Below are 17,848 nucleotides of genomic sequence, written 5' to 3'. Positions count from 1 at the left end.
AAATAGTGTGAAGCTTTTTCTGATCAATATTTTGCTGGCGATCAGCTGGTCGGCCCTGACAGGCAATGCCTCGCTGACGAATTTTTTGCTGGGGTTTGCCATCGGTTACGGGGCGATCGCGCTGTCGCCTGTACCGCAGGGAAGCGGTGATTATTTCCGACGCCTGCCGCGCATTCTGAGCCTGCTGATTTTTTTTCTGCGCGAACTAGTGGTGTCCGGCATGCGCACCACGCGTGAGGTGCTGTCGCCGTTGCGGCGGAGTTGCCCGCAGGTGATTCGCGTAGCCACCGGGCTGCGCGAGCACAATCAGTTGCTGTTGCTGTCGCAACTGGTGTCGCTGACGCCAGGCACACTGGTTCTCGATATTTCGCCTGAGGCCGATGCGCTGTATGTGCATACGATGTTCGTGACCGATGCGGAAATATTCCGGTGCGAAATCCGTGACGGTTTGGAAAAGAGGATCAGGGAGGCGTTCGACTGATGTTGCAAGTGATTGTGGAGGGACGCTCGCCGCTGCTGGCATGGGCGGTGAACATCGCCTCCTGGCTGCTGCTGCTGGCCTTGGCGCTATGCTTTTACCGCCTGTTGCGCGGCCCGTCGCTGGCGGATCGGGTGGTGGCGCTGGACGTGCTGAATATTCTGGCGGTAGCCTACTGCGCACTGCTGGCAATAGCGTCGGGTCGCGCCGTTTACCTGGACGCGGCGATCGCACTGGCGTTGGTGGCCTTCCTGGTGACGGTGGCCTTCGCCCGCTTTGTAGAGCGCAGTGCATCAAAGCGGCCACCTGCGGCTGGGGCGGGAGGTGACCGTGTCGATCACTGAATGGCTGCTGGGACTGTTGATCCTGGTGGGAAGCTTTTTCGGTTTTACTGCGGCGTTGGGCCTGGTACGCATGCCGGATATCTATATGCGCATGAGCACCTCGGGCAAGGCCGCCACCCTTTGTTGTGGATTGCTGCTGGGCGGGGTGGCACTGTTGTTCCATGATGCGCGTGTCACGGCGCGGGCGGTGGCGGCAACCCTGTTTCTGTTCCTGACGGTACCGGTGGGTGCGCATATGATTGCGCGGGCCGCGTTCCGCACCGGCTCGTCGATGTGGAAGGGTCCAGACCGGGAGCAGGATCTGCGCCCACAATCCGCGCGCGATACGGATTGAAGCGGGACCGTCGGCATCGGCTTTGGTGTTGTTGTCGGCGCTGCGTAGCGGTTACGGGTCTTTGCCCGATGGCACAGGAGTGGGGCTCTAGCTGCTCCACAACTGGCGATAACTGCCGTCCGGGTCGTAGCGGTCCGCCTGCGCATCGATTTCGAATTTGCGGTCGCGCGGGTCGTTGCCCACGCCGCTCTGGTAGAGCCAGTTGCCGTAATTGCTGTGCACGTCGTAATCGATCAGCAGGCTTTCGAACCAGGCGGCGCCGATGCGCCAGTCCTGACCCAGTTCCTTGCACCAGTAGTTGGCCACGACCTGGCGGCCGCGATTACTCATCCAGCCGGTGGCGGCGATCTCGCGCATGTTTGCGTTGACGAAATCGTACGGCGTGCGCCCTTCGATCCACTGCTGCAACACTTCAGGATCCCGCTGCCACTGGCGTTCGCCATCGGACAGGCCTGCGGCGCGGAATATCCGGTCGCCCTGCTGCAGCGAGATGTACTTGAAGTAGTCGCGCCACAGCAGTTCGAAGATCAGCCAGTAAGTATCCTGGTTGGCGATGACGTCGCGCTCGAAGGCTTTCACTTTCCAGTACACCTGCCGCGGCGACAGGCAGCCGTTGGCGAGCCACGGCGACAGCTTGCTGCTGTAATCGCGGCCGAGCAGGCCATCCCGCGTGTGCTTGTAGCGGGTCAGGCCGAGGGTGCGCCAGAAGTACTGGTGAATTCGCGCACGCCCGGCATTGCTGCCGCCGACAAACGGGAAGGCGCTGCGCGGATCCGCGTCGAACAGTTCCAGGCCGAGCTCTTCCAGCTGGGGTATACGGCTGTCGCACTCGATCAGATTGCCGGGGCGGCGGCCGGGTGGCACGGGCACCAGCCTGCGCACCTGGGTTTCCGCTTCGCAGCGATCGCGGAATTTGCTGAAGACCTGGGGTATATCATCCAGTGACGCAATTGGAATATCGTCCGGGTGCAGCAGGAACTGGTCGTAGTACTCGTGCAGGTTGACGTCGCGCATCTCCGGCTTGGCGAACACGCGCTCGAGTGTCTGGCGTTCGTCGCGGGTCCACTCCCGCTGGCGGTAGATATCGGTGACGTTGTAACGCCGCACGATATCCGGCACCAGGGTCGCGGGATCGCCGTGGCAGATCATCAGGGAGATATTCAGTGCACGCAGCTGTGTGCGCAGGTCGCCGAGGCTCTGGCGCAGGAAGCGCGCCCGGTACTTGGCGGTGCGCCGGAAGCCGAATTCATCGGGCCGGAAGTACTGCGGATCAAAACAGTAGAGTGCGATGACGCCGGCGTCGCTGGAACAGGCCTGTTGCAGCGAGTGGTTGTCGCCGGTGCGCAGATCGTTGTGAAACCAGACCAGATTCATCGCGCAGCCTTCGGGTGGTTGGCCTGCCGCTATCGCCAGCCCCACCAGAACAGGGTTCTCCGATCAGCCGCGGGGATCAGGCAACCACGCCCTCGCCGCACAGCTGTTCGCACTCTTCGTCAGTGTATCCCAATAAATTTAGCAGCTCTCGCGAGTGGGCACCGAGGCTGGCGCCGGCAGTGTGCGCAGTGGGCTTGTGGCCGTCGAAGACAAATGGCGTGTTGATCTGTGCCAGCGCGGTGCCGTCGTCGAAGTTGGCGCTGCACAGCATGCCGCGTTCGCGCAGCAGCGCACTGCCGACGGCTTCACCGAAGTTCAGCACCGGTTCGACGCAGGCATCGCAATCGGCGAAGGTGCGCAGCCAGTCGTCCAAGGTGCGCGCGCCGATGGCGGCGGCAATATCCTGTTTCAGCGCTGCCTGCTGTTCGGTGTCGAGCACCCTTTCCAGCCAATCCGGGTGCCCCAGTGCGGTGAAGAACTGCTGGGCGAACTGGGGTTCCAGGCTGCCGACCGACAGGTAGCGACCGTCGGCGGTGCGGTAGTAATCGTAAAAGCCGCCGCCATTCAGCAATTCCTGTTCGATCTGTGGATCGCCGGCGCCGGCCAGGGCATTGGCGCCACTGACGGCGTTCAGGGCGAAGGCGCAGTCGGTCATGCTGATATCGATGCGGCTGCCGTCACCGGTCTGCTGGCGCTTGTACACGGCGGCGAGAATCGCCATCACCGCGTGGTGGGAGCCGCCGGCGATATCGGCGACCTGGGTGCCGGCGAGGGCGGGGCCCGACGCGCTGCGGCCGGAATAGCTGGCCAGGCCGGACAGGGCCAGGTAGTTGATATCGTGGCCGGCCCTGTCTTTCAGCGGGCCTGTCTGGCCGTAGCCGGTGATGGAGCAGTAGATCAGGTCCGGGTGGGTTTCCCGCAGGGATTCGTAACCGAGGCCGAGCCTGTCCATCACGCCGGGGCGGAACTGTTCCAGCACCACGTCGTACTCCGCCAGCAGGCGCCGCACGATATCGCCGGCACGGGCATCTTTCAGATTCAGTGCCATGGACTGTTTGTTGCGGTTGATGGTGGCGTGGGCGGCGGAGACCTTGTGGTGCTCGCCGACCATCGGCGGTAACCCGCGCAGCATATCCGGGCGGGTGGGGGATTCGATACGCAGCACCTCGGCGCCCATATCTGCCAGCAACATGGTGGCATAGGGGCCGGGCAGCAGTGTGGAAAAGTCGAGAATTTTCAGGCCCTGCAGTGGGCCGTTATTGTTATTCATAGCGTATCTGTTTTTTTTGGATTGCCGGGAAGCACAGCATCGCCATTCCGGGTTGAACCGGAACGACGATGCATCTGCAAAGAGCGCTCAGGCGCGTTAAAAAACTTCGCGCCCCGGGATCAGTCTTTGAGTAAATCGCGCGAAATAATCAGCTTCATGATTTCGTTGGTACCGGCGTAGATGCGCTGTACGCGGGCGTCAGCCCAGGCGCGGGCGATCGGGTATTCCCACATATAGCCGTAGCCGCCGTGCAGTTGCACGCATTCGTCGAGCAGCTTGCACTGGAAGTCGGTGGCCAGCAGCTTGGCCTTGGCGGCGGTGCTGGCGTCCAGTTTCTTCTCGTAGTGCAGTTCCATGCAGCGGTCGACGAACACGCGCAGTGCGGTCAGTTCGCTGTCCAGTTCTGCCAGCTTGAACTGGGTGTTCTGGAAGGCGGCGATGGGTTTGCCGAAGGCCTTGCGCTCGCGCACATAGTCGACGGTCCAGCGCAGACCCGCCTCCGCGTTGGCAATGGCGCCGATGGCGACCCCGAGGCGTTCCTGGGCCAGTTCCTGCATCAGGTAGATAAAGCCCTGGCCCTCGCCACCGAGCAGGTTTTCCACCGGCACCTTGACGTCGTCGAAGAACAGCTCGGAGGTGTCCTGGGCTTTCATGCCGACCTTGTCCAGGTTGGTGCCTTTCTTGAACCCGGGCAGGTCGGTCTCGACCAGCAATAGGCTGACACCGGCGGCGCCCTCTTCGGGATTGGTCTTGGCGACGACAATGACCAGGTCGGCCAGCTGGCCGTTGGTGATAAACGTCTTGGAGCCGTTCAGCAGGTAGTGGTCGCCGTGCTTGATCGCGGTGGTGCGCACATTCTGCAGGTCGGAGCCGGTGCCCGGTTCGGTCATCGCAATGGCGGTGACGATCTCGCCACTGATGCACTTTGGCAGGTATTTCTGTTTTTGTTCCTCGGTGCCGTAGTTGACGATATAGGGCACGGCGATATCCGAGTGCAGGCCCCAGCCGATACCACTGAGGCCGGCGCGGCAAATCTCCTCGGCGACAATCGCGTTGTAGCCGAAGTCCAGGCCCAGGCCGCCGTACTCCTCGGGAATCTGCGGACACAGGAAACCCATCTCGCCCGCCTTGTTCCACAGTGCGCGGTCCACCTGGCCGTCTTTTTCCCACTGGTGGTGAAAGGGCGCGGCTTCTTTTTCCAGAAATTTGCGCACGGTATCGCGAAACTGTTCGTGTTCTTCGTTAAAGACGGTTCTCGGGATCATCGTTGTTCTCCAATTTATTCTTTGCTACCTGATACTGTGATTTCGCCATACCGGCGATGTTAGAAGCTAGTTATTCGTCATTTGCATCCGCCAGTTGCCCATTGGATTCTGCCAGCTTTTGCAATGACTGCGGCGGAGCAAAGCGCTCGCCGTAATTTTCCGCCAGTTCCTGCGCGCGCGCGTAGAAGGCCTGCGGGCCGTACTGGTTGATGTACTGCAGGGCGCCGCCGGTCCACGGCGGGAAGCCAATGCCGAAGATGGAGCCGATATTGGCGTCGCGCACGCTGCGCAGGACGTCTTCGTCATAGCAGCGCAGTGTTTCGACGGCCATGGCAAACAGCAGCCGTTCCTTGACGTCTACAAGAGGCGGTTGCTGCGCCGCGGCGGGGAACTCGCCGGCAAGCCCACTCCACAGGTGTTTTTTGCCACTGTCCGGATAAGTGTAGAAGCCGGCGCCGGCGGCCTTGCCGGCGCGCCCCAGTTCCAGCATGCGATCGACGATGGCGTCCGCCGGGTGCGACGGCGCGGTTTTACCCTCACTGGCGAAATCCGCCACCGTCTGCTGGCGAATCCTGCCCATCAGTGTCAGCGATACCTCGTCGCTGACGGCCAGGGGGCCGACCGGGAAACCCGCCAGTGCAGCGGCATTCTCGATGGTGGCCGGGTGTACGCCCTCGCCGAGCATGGCGATGCCCTCATTGGTAAAACAGCCGAACACCCGCGAGGTAAAGAAACCGCGGCTGTCGTTGACCACGATCGGTGTCTTGCCGATCTGCAGTACGAAGGCGAAGGCCCTGGCGAGGGTCTCATCGCTGGTCTGCTCACCGCAGATGATTTCCACCAGCGGCATTTTTTCCGCGGGGGAGAAGAAGTGCAGGCCGATAAAGTTCTGTGGTCGCTCGGCGGCGCGGGCCAGGCCGGTGATCGGCAGCGTCGATGTATTGGAAGCAAACACCGCGTCGCCGGCCAGCTGCGCCTCCGCTTCGCGGGTGACTTGGGCCTTCAGGTTGCGGTCTTCGAACACCGCCTCGATGACCAGATCGCAACCCTGCAGATCGGCCGGATCGATGGTGGTGTGAATGCGGCCCAGCACCGCCTGCATCGCGGCTTCGTCCATGCGCCCGCGATCGACGCGCTTCTGCAGAGTACGCACAGTGTAGTCGCGGCCCTTTTCCGCCGCGTCCAGGGAGACATCCTTGAGAACCACATCGACGCCCTTGCCGGCACAGGCGCAGGCGATGCCGGCGCCCATCATGCCGGCACCGAGGATACCGATTTTCTGCACCGGTGCGGTTTCGCCGCTGCGCGCAGTGAGAAATTCGCGCGCGGTGTCCGGCAGTGAGGCGCCGGCCTTGATTGCGTTCAGGCCGAACCAGAAGGTACCGATCATGTTCTTCGCCACCTGGCCACAGGTGAGCTCGACGAAGTAGCGGGATTCGATTCGCGTGGCGGTGTCGAAATCCACCTGGGCGCCTTCGACTACCGTGGCGAGAATCGCTTCCGGCGCCGGCAGGCAGCCCTGGGTCTTCTGTTTCAGCATTGCCGGGGCCACCACCAGCAGCTGCGCATTCTTCGGGTTCTTGGCATCGCCGCCGGGCATGCGGTAGCCGGGCTGGTCCCAGGGCTGCTGCATGGATTCTTCGCTATTGGCGCGAATGAAAGCGCGGGCGTGGGCGAGCAGTTCGTCGGCGTCGCCAGCGAGCTGGTGAATCAGGCCCGCGTCCAGTGCGCGCTGTGCATCGACCTGCTTGCCTTCGAGCAGATACGGCAGTGAATTCTGCATACCGAGCAGGCGCGGCATGCGCACGCAGCCGCCGCCGCCGGGGAGCAGGCCGAGGGTCACTTCCGGCAGGCCGATCTTGACGGCACGGCTGTCGATGGCGATGCGGTGATGGCAGGCCAGCGCCAGTTCCCAGCCGCCGCCGAGGGCCGCGCCGTTGATCGCGGCCACCACCGGTTTGCCCTGGGTTTCCAGCCAGCGCAGGTCGGCTTTCAGGGCCTGGCAGTTGTCGAAAAACGCTTCGGCATCTTCGCGCCGTGCGGCGTACAGGCTTTTCAGGTCGCCGCCGGCAAAAAAGGTTTTCTTCGCCGAGCGCAGGATGATGCCGGCGAAGTCGTCACTCTGCAGTTGTTGCACCGCCTCGTGCAGGGAGTCGGTGAAGTCGGCGTCCATGACGTTGGCCGAAGCGTTGGGGTTGTCGAGGATCAGGTGGACGATATTGTCGCTGTCTTTTTCCAGGCGAATGGATTTCATTGTTTTATCCTTTTGTTTTGCGCGCCATGGATGGCTCGCCCGCAAACCGGCTGCGAACGCAGGCGGATTGTCGTGTCCGGTTCGCGGACAGGCGCCGCGAACCGGCGTGAAAAAATGCAGGGAGGCATTTTCTTCACGAGTGAATCAGCCGAGCCGCTCGATGATGGTGGCTACGCCCATGCCGCCGCCGACGCAGAGGGTGACGAGGCCGTAGCGTTGTTGCCGCACTTCCAGTTCGTCCAGCACCGTGCCGATTAGCATCGCGCCGGTGGCGCCGAGGGGATGGCCCATGGCGATGGCGCCGCCGTTGACGTTGATTTTCTGCGGATCGATATCCAGTTCGTGCTGGAAGCGCATGACCACTGCGGCGAAGGCCTCGTTGACTTCAAACAGGTCGATATCCTGCGCGTTAAGTCCGGCCACCTTGAGTGCCTTGCGCGTAGCCGGCGCCGGGCCGGTGAGCATGATAGTGGAGTCGGTACCGACGACGGCAGCGGACACGATACGCGCGCGGGGCTCAATGCCCAGGTTGCTGCCCGCCTGCTCGCTGCCCACCAGCAGGGCCGCGGCGCCGTCGACGATGCCGGAGGAGTTGCCGGCAGTGTGCACATGGTCGATGCGCTCCACCTGTGGGTAGCGTTCGCGGGTGACATTGTCGAAGCCCAGTTCGCCGAGACCGGCGAAGGACGGCTTCAGCTGGCCGAGGCCCTCCATCGACGTATCCGGGCGCACCAGCTGGTCGCGGTCGAGGATCAGCAGGCCGTTCTGGTCGCGCACGGGAATGACCGACTTTGCAAAGGCGCCGCGCTCCCAGGCGGCGGTCGCCTTGCGCTGGGATTCCAGCGCGAAGTGATCCACATCCTCACGGCTGAAGCCGCCGAGGGTGGCGATCAGGTCGGCGCCGATGCCCTGCGGGGCGAAACCGGTATCCAGCGACGTGTGCGGATCTGCAGCCCAGGCGCCGCCGTCGGAGCCCATCGGTACCCGCGACATGGATTCCACCCCGCCGGCGACAACCAGCTGTTCCCAGCCGGAGCGCACCTTGGCCGCGGCCAGGTTCACTGCCTCGGCACCGGACGCGCAGAAGCGGTTCAGGGTGACACCGCCCATATCCCAGTCCCAGCCGGCCACCAGGGCCGCGGTCTTGGCGATATCGGCGCCCTGGTCGCCGATGGGGGTGACGCAGCCCATGACGACGTCGTCGACGGCTGCCGTATCCAGGTTCGTGCGCTGCTGCAGCTGGCGCAGCAGGTCGGCGAGCAGCGTGACGGGTTTGACTTCGTGCAGGGCACCGCCGGGTTTGCCTTTGCCCCGCGGCGTGCGGATGGCGTCGTAGATATAGGCCTCAGTCGGCATGGTGTGAGCCTCTCGGTTTTGTGATTGTTGTTATTGGTTTTTTCCGTCCCGGCGATTGTGCCGGGCGCTGACAGTAACCTTAGTTGCACCGGCGGGCGCTGCAATGATCAAACGCGTCAGCAATGGTGACGCCGTTGGCGGCTGGCGCCAATTGCCAGACATTGTGTGACCGGAATCCAGATTGTGACCATAAATCCAATGCCGGGTCTCGTTTTCCGGTTATTCAGAATCGGACTAATCCGGATAATTTGCTGCCATACACTCATTGGAGACGTTTAGAGGTATTAAGCGACGAGGTTCGAGTTATGGCGGACAATTTATTGGATATGGCGGTGCGTCAGCTGGGTTCTTCCGGCATTGGCGCGCTGAGTGGTGCCCTGGGGCTGCCGGAGGGAAAAGGCGAGACTGCGTTGAATTCCGGACTCTCCTCGGTGCTCGCCGGTATGCTGAACAGAGGTAGCAGCAAAACCGGTCTCGCCGGCCTGTTCAATATGGTGACCGGTGCTACCGGCCTGGACCTGTCCTCCATTGGCGATGTGTTCCGTGACCCCGAGCAGATGAACAGCCTGCAGAAAAGCGGCGGCAATATGCTTGAGACGGTGTTCGGCAACAAGAGCAGCGACGTCGGCAATGTATTGTCCAACGCGTTGGGCCTGAGCGGCGGTACCGGTGGCAGTCTGCTGAAGGTGGCGGCGCCGATCGTGATGTCGCTGCTGGGCAAGCTCGTGAAGAGCAAGGGGCTCGATATCGGCGGCCTGGCGAATTTGCTGCTGGGGCAGAAAGCGCACATCAAGGACAAGATTCCGCCGGGGCTGTTGAAAGAGCTGAGTGTGCACGATTTCGAACACCTCGGTGAGCCGCTGGAAACCCAGGGCCACGAACAGCCGCAGACTATCCGCCCTCACGGCACTCAGGTGAAAAAGCGCGGCGGTTTTGGCAAGTGGTTCTGGCCGCTGCTGATCGCACTGGGGGCACTCTATGCACTCAATATGTGTGCGAAGAAAGAGCACGTGGAAGACCGGCCCGGAGAGGTGATCCTAGAGGAAGACCAGACCACTATCGAGAGCAAAAAGCCCGACGAATCCATGTCACAGAGCGGCGAGGCCATGAGCGGCCAGGCGATGGAGAGTGAGGAAGCGGGAGATTTTGCCACGCGCTTCCGCGATTACCTGGGCAACGCCTCGCGCGATCCGAATCGCGAGTTCCCGCTGACAATCCAGTTCGAAGTGGACAGCGCCAAGGTTACCGATGCGACGGTGCCGGATGTGGACGCACTGGCGAAGATCCTGCAGGAGAATCCCGGGGTGACTATCGCCATCGAGGGTCACACTTCCATGGAGGGCGACGAGGTGAAAAACCTGCAGCTGTCGCGGGAGCGCGCCGAGGCCGTGCGCCAGATGCTGGTGGACAAGGGTATCGATATCGAGCGGATCAGCGCGACCGGTATGGGCTCGACCAAGCCGATTGCCGACAACAATACCGAGGAGGGCAAGAAGAAAAACCGCCGCATCAGCGTGCGCGTGGTGAAATTTGAATAGCGCAATTTGAATCGTGCAATTCGAATAGCCTTCCGGCTCAAAAGAATCCCCGCGCTTGCGGGGATTCTTTTGACTGTGATTTAGCCGCGGTATTTTTCGCGATAGGCGCCCGGCGCAAGCCCGGTCCACTTCTTGAATGCGCGGTTGAAGGCGCTCGGTTCGGAAAAGCCCAGGCGCTCGGCAATCTCCGCCACGGCGGTTTCCTGCTTCTTCAACTGGTAGACGGCCATATCGCGGCGCACCGAATCCTTGATGTCCTGCCAGCTGTTGCCCTCGTCCTTCAGGCGCCGGCGCAAGGTCTGTGGCGAGGTAAACAGCCGTTCGGCCACGTCGTCGAGGGACAGGTTCTCGATGCCGTTCTGCTGCTGCAGCATGCGGCGGATGCGGCCGGTATAACTGTGATCGGACTTGTACTGGGCCAGCAGGCACTCGGGTGCGCGGGAGAGGAACTCGGACAGCTGCTGCTCGTCGCGCACCAGCGGCATCTGCAGGTAGCGGGTGCTGAATACCAGGCAGGTTTCGTGCTGGTTGAAGTAGTGCCGGCACGGGAACATATCGCTGTAATCCTCGTTGTAATCCGGCGGTGGAAACGCGAGGTTTACGCGTTCGAGCAAAATGGTGCGGTCGATCAGCCAGCTGAAAAAGCGCAGCCAGATCAGTGCCAGTGACTCGACGAAAATCTGGTTGGGCAGGCCCTTGTCGTTGCTGTGGTATATCAGCAGGCGGGCCTCTTCGCCGTCCTCGACCAGCTTGATCTGCAGGTCGTCGCTGACCATTTTTATGAAGCGGCCGGAGCGCAGCAGCGCGCGGCGCAGGTTCGGGCAGCTGATGCACGCGTGGCCCATCATCGCAAAGGTGCCCGGCAGCCAGGGGCGGGACAGGAAACCGCCGGATTCGTCGCCGAGCAGATCCCACTCCCGGCGCAGCATGCCGGCGACTTTCTCGCGGGGAATACGGCCATCGGGATCGTCGAGCACGGCCGGGTCGATATCGCTGTCCAGCAGCAGGCGCTGGCAGTCCAGCCCCGCGGCGCGGGCGCCGAGCAGCTGGGCGCTGATGGCGGCGGCGGGAATACCCGGATCGGTATCGCGGAATTTTGGTGTCTCGGTGTCCACGGTTTCAGCCCTCAACTTATAGTGGTTTTGGGGCGCGTGCCCGCTGAAGTGGAAAACGGATTATGCGCAAAGCGGCCGCGAAAGTCAGGTTTGGCGGTTTTGAGGCCGGTCAGGGGTAGCGGTTGTCGGTGTGTGCGGGGGGGGTGAGTCGCAGCCGGGGCTGTGATAAAAGGGGCGCTCTGAGCGAGGAGAACTGTCATGTCCGCGAGCCTGGAAAGCGCACTCAACCCCACCATCTGTCGGCGCATGCTGATCGCCTACCTGATCGAGCAGCTGCCCAAACCGAACAACCCGGCACTGGAGGACGTCACCGGCTGGCCGCGGCGCACGGTGCAGGACATCATTGCCAAGGGCTTACCGGGGCACGGCACCCAGGTGGATTTCATCCAGCAGGGGGTGCGCAACAACGATGGCTACTACCTGCTGCAGGACTGGGGTTCGTTTGACCGGGAATGGATCCAGGCGCACCTGCCAGCCATCTGCCGGGTGCTGAATGTGACGCTGGACTGAAGAACGGCGGAATATCGGGGAAGGCAGTAGGCGTTTTCCGGACCGCCCCATCCCGGTGAAAGGCGGGACGGGCCCGGGTTACCCCAGCGGTATCGGCTTACTGCGCTGGTGCTGACGCCTGCAGTATCTTGTTGACTCTCTCTAGCAGCGCCGGATCGGATTTCAGACTGCCGGCAATCTGCTGGTATTCGTCCTTGGTCAAACCGGTGGCCTCGATCGCCGCAATCATTTTTCCCTGGGCTTCCTGGTTGATTGCCTCGGCTTCCTTGATGTCGGCAGCGGCCTTCAGCTTGGGCGCATACTCGCGGCTGAGCAGGACGATCGATCGATAGGCGTCGGCGAACTGCTGCAGTTTGGGTTCGCTGTACGAGACCTTCTGTGCGCTGACCTGGTTTTTATCGGTTTCCGCCTGTGCCATCGGCAGGGCCAACAGCAGGGCGAGTGCGGCAAAACAAAGGGCTGGAGTTTTCATTGATCACCTCGTCAGTGTCGATGGACGCTTTTGCTTCGGCTAGGGACTTATTGGGATATTTCCCTATAGCGCCCAGCGTCACATTGGGGCTGCGCCGCGCCCGCCAGCGGACACAGCATCCAACGCCGACCTTTGCCGGGGCAAAAGTGAGGGGTTGTCAGCTCAGGGTAGACAGTTTCTCCGGCAAGTTGCGCATTTAGCCGCCACTCGCACAGATTTTTGCGGTGCGCCGTTGGCCCACTGTGCACAGTGTCTAGAAAATCCCGAGGAATTTATGGCGCCGCTTCAGCGAGCTCTCACAGCTGTTTAACTGGCGCTGGTACTTCTGCGCACGCGCGGAAACCTTATGCGCAACTTTTGTCAGCCAGGGTTTATTCCTAAAGGTGCGCCGATTGTAGCCACCCTGTCCCTCGTGATACGCGAGGTAGAGGTGATAGGTATCGTTACCGCGAATGCGGCATTGCTTTGCGCTGGTGTTGTTATACCAGCCGACGAAATCGATCGCGTCGCCGAAGTCGTCGCGGTCGGCACCGTAATTGAAGCTGGCGCGCTCATAGGTACGCCAGGTAGTGCTCAGTGCCTGGGCGTAGCCGTAGGCATCGGACGGGCGCGGCCCTGGAAAGATCCACAGGATCGTGGTGCGCGGCGGGCGCGCGTCCTGCACGAAGCGGGATTCCTGGTGCAGGAATGCCATCAGCGTGGGCACCGGGGTGCCCCACTTTTCCTCGGCGTCCTTGGCTTCGCCATACCAGTCTTTTTTCTCGCGGAAGATCGAGCAAATGTCGTCGGGGTTATTGGGCGGGCTCACGGCGCAACCGGCGAACAGCAGGGTGGCAGTCAGGGGGAAGAGCCGCACGTAGCGACGCCAGTTATTATTATTCAGCATGACAATTTTCTTGGTAGTGCAGGTTACTTGGCGGTGAAAGTCTTGACGCCGCCGGCAGTGCCCAGCAGCAAAATGTCGGCGGGGCGTTGTGCGAATAGACCGTTGGTCACTACGCCGGTCAGATTGTTGATAGCGGCTTCCAGTTCCAGCGGATCGGTAATCTGTAAATTGTGCACGTCCAGGATGACATTGCCGTTGTCGGTGGTCACACCCTGGCGGTAGACCGGATCGCCGCCCAGCTTGACCAGCTCCCGCGCCACCAGCGAGCGCGCCATCGGAATCACTTCCACCGGCAGCGGAAATCCGCCCAGAACCGGCACCCACTTGCTCTCGTCGGCGATACACACGAACTCATCACTGCAGGCGGCGACGATCTTCTCCCGGGTGAGTGCGGCACCGCCGCCCTTGATCAGCTGCAGGGCCGGGTTGGCTTCGTCCGCGCCGTCCACGTAGACGAGGATGCTGTCGACGCTGTTCAGGTCGTAGACCGGGATGTCGTGGGCCTTCAGGCGCTCGGCAGAGGCTTCGGAGCTGGCCACGGTACCGTCGAACTGCCCCTTGATTTCCGCCAGGTAGTCGATGAAGAAGTTGGCGGTGGAGCCGGTGCCGACACCGACGATGGAGTGGTCATCCAGTTTGGGGGCGATATAGTCGATGGCGGCGCGGGCCGTGGCCTTCTTGAGTTCGTCCTGGGTCATGGGGTACTGACTTCCTTTGCAATTATTCGTGTGCAAATCCCGATTTCGGGAAAATAATTCGCGCAATGCCGGCAATATGGTGGCAATGATGCTGGCGGAGGATTAGACTGGCTGACTCGTGCCGTGCGATCCCTATGCCCTATCACAGAGATCGCGCTCGAAGATTCATCCAACGGCAGCTGATTTACGCCATGCCCAAGTCCTATATAAAGCGCATTCTAGACGCGCGCATTTACGATGTCGCCACCGAGACGCCGCTGGATCCAATGCGCCAGCTGTCGCACCGCTGCAACAACCGCATTCTGCTCAAGCGCGAGGACCTGCAGCCGGTCTTTTCCTTCAAGGTGCGCGGTGCCTACAACAAACTGCTGCAGCTGCCCGCGGAGCAGCGTGCCCGCGGTGTGATCGCTGCGTCAGCCGGCAACCACGCCCAGGGCCTGGCGATGGCGGCGGCCCAGCTGGGGGTGCGCGCGACGATCGTGATGCCCACCACAACGCCGCAGATTAAGGTCAATGCGGTGCGTATGCGCGGTGCCGAAGCGGTGCTGCACGGCGATACTTTCGATGAAGCGGCAGCGCGGGCCGAAGAGATTGTCGAAGAGCGGGGCCTGACCTTCGTGCATCCCTACGACGATCCGGATGTCATTGCCGGGCAGGGCACCGTGGCGATGGAGCTGCTGCGCCAGCACCCGGGCCACCTGGATGCGGTGTTTATCCCGGTGGGCGGTGGCGGCCTGGCGGCGGGCATGGCTGCCTATATCAAGTATGTGCGCCCGGAGATCAAGGTGTACGCGGTCGAGCCGGAAGACGCGGCCTGTCTCAAGGCGGCGCTGGAGGCCGGCGAGCGGGTGCGCCTGCCCCAGGTGGGACTGTTTGCCGATGGCGTCGCGGTAGCGCAGATCGGCGCGGAGACCTTTCGCGTGCTGCGTGAGACTGTGGACGGGGTGATCACTGTTTCTAGCGACGAGATCTGCGCGGCGATCAAGGACATCTTCGAGGATACCCGTTCCATCGCCGAACCTGCCGGTGCCGTGGGGCTGGCCGGCATGAAGAAATTCATCGAGCAGAGCGGCAGCCGCAACGCGGCTCTGGCGACCGTGTGCAGCGGCGCCAACACCAATTTCGACCGCCTGCGCTATATCAGCGAGCGCACCGAGATCGGCGAGAAGCGCGAGGCGGTGCTGGCGGTGACCATTCCCGAGCGCCCGGGCAGTTATCTGCAGTTCTGCCGGGACCTGGGTGACCGCGCTATCACCGAATTCAACTACCGTTTCGCCAGCGGCGGCGAGGCGCATATCTTTGTCGGCCTGCAGGTGGCCACCGACGTGGATCGCCAGCAGTTGGTCGAGCGCCTGGATACCGGTGGCTACCGGGTCACTGACCTCACCGATAACGAAATGGCCAAGCTGCATATTCGCCACCTGGTCGGGGGGCGCGCCGAGGGCCTGACCGACGAGGTGGTCTACCGCTTCGAATTCCCGGAGCGCCCCGGGGCGCTGCGCAAGTTCCTCGAGCAGTTGGCCGGGCGCTGGAATATCACCCTGTTCCACTACCGCAACCACGGCGCGGCCTATGGCCGGGTGCTGGTGGGCATGCAGGTGGCGCCGGCGGAGAGGGAGGAATTGCGCGCCCTGCTGGAGCAGTTGCAGTATCCTTTCTGGGACGAGAGTGACAATCCGGCTTACCAGTTCTTCCTGGCAGGCAGTGCAGAAAGCCAACTTAGTCCCGTATGACAGGGTGATTTGCCGGCCGCGTAGACCGGGTTTTGGCCGCTGTCGAACTTTTTTGCGTGAAAATGCGACAAATTTCGCAAAAAACACACGGGTACCGGTTACTATTTGGACGATACTCAAGTATCTTGGCTGGCGTTGAACTTTTGCGTTGAAATGACTCTAACGCGGGGTGAAACGCTTATAACAAGGCTCACAACAAGAACAGCCGATCTAACAGGATGGTCCCCATGAAACCCGATGCACTGACAATCGCCGTGGTTGTCTTTGTTGCGGGCGTACTGCTGAGCAGCGCCGGTCTGCCCGAGGTTTTCGCCTCGGACCCCGAACCGCCGGCGGCTCTGCAGCAGGGAGTGGTTACGCGCTGAGCGCGATCCCTCCGCCCGCCAACGAACAAAAAAGGCCGGACGCGCAAGCGCCCGGCCTTTTTTGTTGCCTTGCAATTGGGTCAGCAGCGGTAGAAGCGCCGCTCGGTCACCACCCCGCCGAGCGGAATGTCCCAGCTGTCGGTGGGCAGATTTTCCACGCACTGTAACTGGTGGGCGGCGCCAATCAGCTCGGGGCCGGAGCTCGGCAGCACGCGCTTGAAGGCAAAGGTGCGGTCGTAGAAGCCGGCGCCCATTCCCAGTCGTGCGCCCGTCTCGTCAAAGGCCACCAGGGGCACCAGAACCAGGTCCAGACACTGCGGCTCGATACTGATACCGCGCAGTGGTTCGGGGATGCGATAGCGGTTGCGGAAAGTAAGCGGACCGCCATGCCAGCGCCGGAAGCGCAGATGCGGACGCGGTGCGGCCGGCAGTATCGGCAGGTAATAGTGTTTGTCCGGAAAGCGCTGGAACAGCCAGCGGATATCCAGCTCCCCGTCCATTGGCCAGTAGATGCCAATATGCCGAGCGCGCTGTAACTGGGGCGTGCGGCCCAGCTGGATGACTGCCGCGCGGCCGTGCTGGCGCTGCCGGTAGAGGCTCAGGCCGCGTCGCGCAGTGCGCATACGCCGGCGCAATTGTACTTTGCTTTCACTGGGCGAATGCATGGGGCTTGATCAGCTGCAGGGAACTCCGGTGAGAGATCGACACAGAAGAAAACCGCAGCGGTGACAGGGCTGCGGTTTCTGCTGGTGCGCCGTATGACCGTCGGCGCCGCGGGTGGCATTCTGTCCGATCGATGCAATGTGCACCAAAACGGACCGTGCCGTAAATCAGAGCCCCGAGCGTGCGGCTGAAGACGTAGCCTTGAACCGTAAAGTTCAAGGTGGTGGCCCCCGGGATGTATAAGGCTTTCCGCTACATGGCGGACTTGCGCACCAACACCCGCTGGAGACCCCCAGGGTCAGATTATCGGCTCGAGGACATAGTCAACTGGCCAACACCTCAGGGTCCATAAATTATAACGCCCATGGCCTCAAAAGGCTAAGCAAGACTGTTGGCGGAAATGTGCTATTGACGAAACTGTCAAGTTTTGTCGAGGTCGATATCGCCCAGTGCGGACTGCACTTTGTCCTGCAGTCGATCGAGCATTTCCTGCTCCAGCGGGATGCGGGCGAGCTCGGATTTGGCCTGGATCAACTCGTGGGCGATGTTCAGTGCGGCCATCACGGCGATGCGCTCGAGGCCGATAACTGAGCCGCTGGAGCGAATGCGCGACATGCGCTCGTGCAGCAGGCGAGCGGACGCCTGCAGTTCGGCGCGTTCGTCTTCCGAACAGGCAACGCGGTACTCCTTGTCGAGAATGGAGACTGTTACGGTTTCGGAAGATGCGGTTGCGGTTGAGTCACCCATCAGGATTCTTGCGCTATGCCTTTGAGGCGGTTAATCATGGCTTCGACCCGGGTGCGGGCGACTTCGTTATTTTTTACCAGGCGCTGGCGTTCGCGCTGCCAGTCAGATTCCTGCTGACGCAGCTCTCGATTATCGTCCGCCAGTTGCTGGCAGCGGGCGATCAGCGAATCCACAGTGCTTTCTAACGCTTGTAGTTTATCCATAATTCCTGCGTTTGATGTCTGCGCCTTGGGCGCCCGCGGAGATGGCGGCCACTCCGGGTAAACTCGCAACACGACAGACTGCGAGGGATTCCGCTACTATATTGCCGGTGTATGAGAGGGTCAATTGCCGCGCCTGCGCGACCAATCACAAATTTGTCTCTCGATTCCCTGCGGCGCTTCCCGGTTGACCCGGTTGCGGCAGAAAGCAGCGGATTGCACAAACTCTGATCACATTAACGCGAG

At 61.9% G+C, this 17,848-nt stretch carries 19 protein-coding genes and 1 other RNA gene; 7 read left to right on the top strand and 13 right to left on the bottom strand.

What is annotated here, in order from left to right:
- Positions 1 to 7 precede the first annotated feature (7 nt).
- From IG168_RS04760 to mnhG, 3 genes are read left to right on the top strand one after another with little or no spacing between them, the layout of a single operon-like run.
- Positions 8 to 481 (top strand): Na+/H+ antiporter subunit E, encoded by a 474-nt coding sequence (locus IG168_RS04760; protein WP_193162283.1) that lies wholly within the window; start codon positions 8 to 10, stop codon positions 479 to 481.
- Entirely contained in the window at positions 481 to 822 is a 342-nt protein-coding gene (locus tag IG168_RS04755; protein WP_193162281.1) for a monovalent cation/H+ antiporter complex subunit F, read from the top strand. Before IG168_RS04760 ends, IG168_RS04755 begins: the two co-directional genes overlap by 1 nt.
- Positions 809 to 1,156 carry a monovalent cation/H(+) antiporter subunit G gene (gene mnhG / locus IG168_RS04750; protein WP_319024663.1) on the top strand — a complete coding sequence of 116 codons (348 nt, stop codon included), beginning with the start codon at positions 809 to 811 and terminating at the stop codon, positions 1,154 to 1,156. The genes IG168_RS04755 and mnhG overlap by 14 nt, the downstream gene beginning before the upstream one ends.
- Before the next feature lie 87 nt (positions 1,157 to 1,243).
- Here the strand turns inward: mnhG and IG168_RS04745 are convergent, their stop codons facing one another.
- The 5 genes from IG168_RS04745 to IG168_RS04725 all read right to left on the bottom strand — a co-directional run bounded on the left by IG168_RS04745 (position 1,244) and on the right by IG168_RS04725 (position 8,675).
- A complete protein-coding gene (locus tag IG168_RS04745) occupies positions 1,244 to 2,530 on the bottom strand; it encodes a DASH family cryptochrome (RefSeq protein ID WP_193162276.1) in 1,287 nt (428 codons plus the stop codon).
- 76 nt (positions 2,531 to 2,606) lie between these two features.
- Positions 2,607 to 3,800, bottom strand: a complete 1,194-nt coding sequence (locus IG168_RS04740) for a CaiB/BaiF CoA transferase family protein (protein ID WP_193162274.1) — start codon at positions 3,798 to 3,800, stop codon at positions 2,607 to 2,609.
- A gap of 119 nt (positions 3,801 to 3,919) precedes the next feature.
- Positions 3,920 to 5,065 carry an acyl-CoA dehydrogenase family protein gene (locus IG168_RS04735; protein WP_193162272.1) on the bottom strand — a complete coding sequence of 382 codons (1,146 nt, stop codon included), beginning with the start codon at positions 5,063 to 5,065 and terminating at the stop codon, positions 3,920 to 3,922.
- Between the two features lie 70 nt (positions 5,066 to 5,135).
- Positions 5,136 to 7,319 (bottom strand): 3-hydroxyacyl-CoA dehydrogenase NAD-binding domain-containing protein, encoded by a 2,184-nt coding sequence (locus IG168_RS04730; protein ID WP_193162271.1) that lies wholly within the window; start codon positions 7,317 to 7,319, stop codon positions 5,136 to 5,138.
- Positions 7,320 to 7,463: 144 nt separating this feature from the next.
- A complete protein-coding gene (locus tag IG168_RS04725; RefSeq protein WP_193162269.1) occupies positions 7,464 to 8,675 on the bottom strand; it encodes an acetyl-CoA C-acetyltransferase in 1,212 nt (403 codons plus the stop codon).
- 305 nt (positions 8,676 to 8,980) lie between these two features.
- On the opposite strand from IG168_RS04725, the gene IG168_RS04720 reads away from it, so the two are divergent.
- Positions 8,981 to 10,213: an OmpA family protein gene (locus IG168_RS04720; RefSeq protein ID WP_193162267.1), complete on the top strand. Its 1,233-nt coding sequence runs from the start codon at positions 8,981 to 8,983 to the stop codon at positions 10,211 to 10,213.
- A gap of 80 nt (positions 10,214 to 10,293) precedes the next feature.
- Here the strand turns inward: IG168_RS04720 and IG168_RS04715 are convergent, their stop codons facing one another.
- Complete coding sequence (locus tag IG168_RS04715; protein WP_319024662.1) at positions 10,294 to 11,328, bottom strand: AraC family transcriptional regulator; 1,035 nt, start codon at positions 11,326 to 11,328, stop codon at positions 10,294 to 10,296.
- Positions 11,329 to 11,526: 198 nt separating this feature from the next.
- On the opposite strand from IG168_RS04715, the gene IG168_RS04710 reads away from it, so the two are divergent.
- Complete coding sequence (locus IG168_RS04710) at positions 11,527 to 11,838, top strand: helix-turn-helix domain-containing protein (protein ID WP_193162263.1); 312 nt, start codon at positions 11,527 to 11,529, stop codon at positions 11,836 to 11,838.
- A 97-nt stretch (positions 11,839 to 11,935) separates the two neighbouring features.
- On the opposite strand, the gene IG168_RS04705 is transcribed toward IG168_RS04710, so the two are convergent.
- The 3 genes from IG168_RS04705 to rpiA all read right to left on the bottom strand — a co-directional run bounded on the left by IG168_RS04705 (position 11,936) and on the right by rpiA (position 13,894).
- Positions 11,936 to 12,310, bottom strand: a complete 375-nt coding sequence (locus IG168_RS04705) for a DUF4168 domain-containing protein (RefSeq protein WP_193162261.1) — start codon at positions 12,308 to 12,310, stop codon at positions 11,936 to 11,938.
- A 253-nt stretch (positions 12,311 to 12,563) separates the two neighbouring features.
- Complete coding sequence (locus IG168_RS04700; protein ID WP_193162259.1) at positions 12,564 to 13,196, bottom strand: transglycosylase SLT domain-containing protein; 633 nt, start codon at positions 13,194 to 13,196, stop codon at positions 12,564 to 12,566.
- A 23-nt stretch (positions 13,197 to 13,219) separates the two neighbouring features.
- The gene (gene rpiA / locus IG168_RS04695) at positions 13,220 to 13,894 is read right to left on the bottom strand and encodes a ribose-5-phosphate isomerase RpiA (RefSeq protein WP_193162257.1); all 675 of its coding nucleotides are present in this window, start codon (positions 13,892 to 13,894) and stop codon (positions 13,220 to 13,222) included.
- 191 nt (positions 13,895 to 14,085) lie between these two features.
- Between rpiA and ilvA the strand changes: the two genes are divergently transcribed.
- Together ilvA and IG168_RS04685 are read left to right on the top strand one after the other, a co-directional pair.
- A complete protein-coding gene (ilvA, locus tag IG168_RS04690) occupies positions 14,086 to 15,627 on the top strand; it encodes a threonine ammonia-lyase, biosynthetic (protein ID WP_193162255.1) in 1,542 nt (513 codons plus the stop codon).
- Positions 15,628 to 15,854: 227 nt separating this feature from the next.
- On the top strand, positions 15,855 to 15,992 hold the full coding sequence (locus IG168_RS04685; RefSeq protein ID WP_193162318.1) for a hypothetical protein: 138 nt from the start codon (positions 15,855 to 15,857) through the stop codon (positions 15,990 to 15,992).
- Positions 15,993 to 16,072: 80 nt separating this feature from the next.
- Here the strand turns inward: IG168_RS04685 and IG168_RS04680 are convergent, their stop codons facing one another.
- The 4 genes from IG168_RS04680 to IG168_RS04665 all read right to left on the bottom strand — a co-directional run bounded on the left by IG168_RS04680 (position 16,073) and on the right by IG168_RS04665 (position 17,605).
- Positions 16,073 to 16,657 (bottom strand): 5-formyltetrahydrofolate cyclo-ligase, encoded by a 585-nt coding sequence (locus tag IG168_RS04680; protein ID WP_193162253.1) that lies wholly within the window; start codon positions 16,655 to 16,657, stop codon positions 16,073 to 16,075.
- A gap of 166 nt (positions 16,658 to 16,823) precedes the next feature.
- Positions 16,824 to 17,004: non-coding RNA, 6S RNA (gene ssrS / locus IG168_RS04675), on the bottom strand.
- 71 nt (positions 17,005 to 17,075) lie between these two features.
- Positions 17,076 to 17,402 carry a cell division protein ZapA gene (locus IG168_RS04670; RefSeq protein WP_193162251.1) on the bottom strand — a complete coding sequence of 109 codons (327 nt, stop codon included), beginning with the start codon at positions 17,400 to 17,402 and terminating at the stop codon, positions 17,076 to 17,078.
- On the bottom strand, positions 17,402 to 17,605 hold the full coding sequence (locus IG168_RS04665; RefSeq protein WP_193162249.1) for a TIGR02449 family protein: 204 nt from the start codon (positions 17,603 to 17,605) through the stop codon (positions 17,402 to 17,404). The genes IG168_RS04670 and IG168_RS04665 overlap by 1 nt, the downstream gene beginning before the upstream one ends.
- Between the last annotated feature and the right edge of the window lie 243 nt (positions 17,606 to 17,848).

Origin of the sequence: Microbulbifer hainanensis, assembly GCF_014904735.1 — a bacterium.
GTDB classification, from domain to species: domain Bacteria; phylum Pseudomonadota; class Gammaproteobacteria; order Pseudomonadales; family Cellvibrionaceae; genus Microbulbifer; species Microbulbifer hainanensis.
Note: the sequence above shows the minus strand (reverse complement) of the source record. Positions and strands in the feature narration are given on the sequence as shown.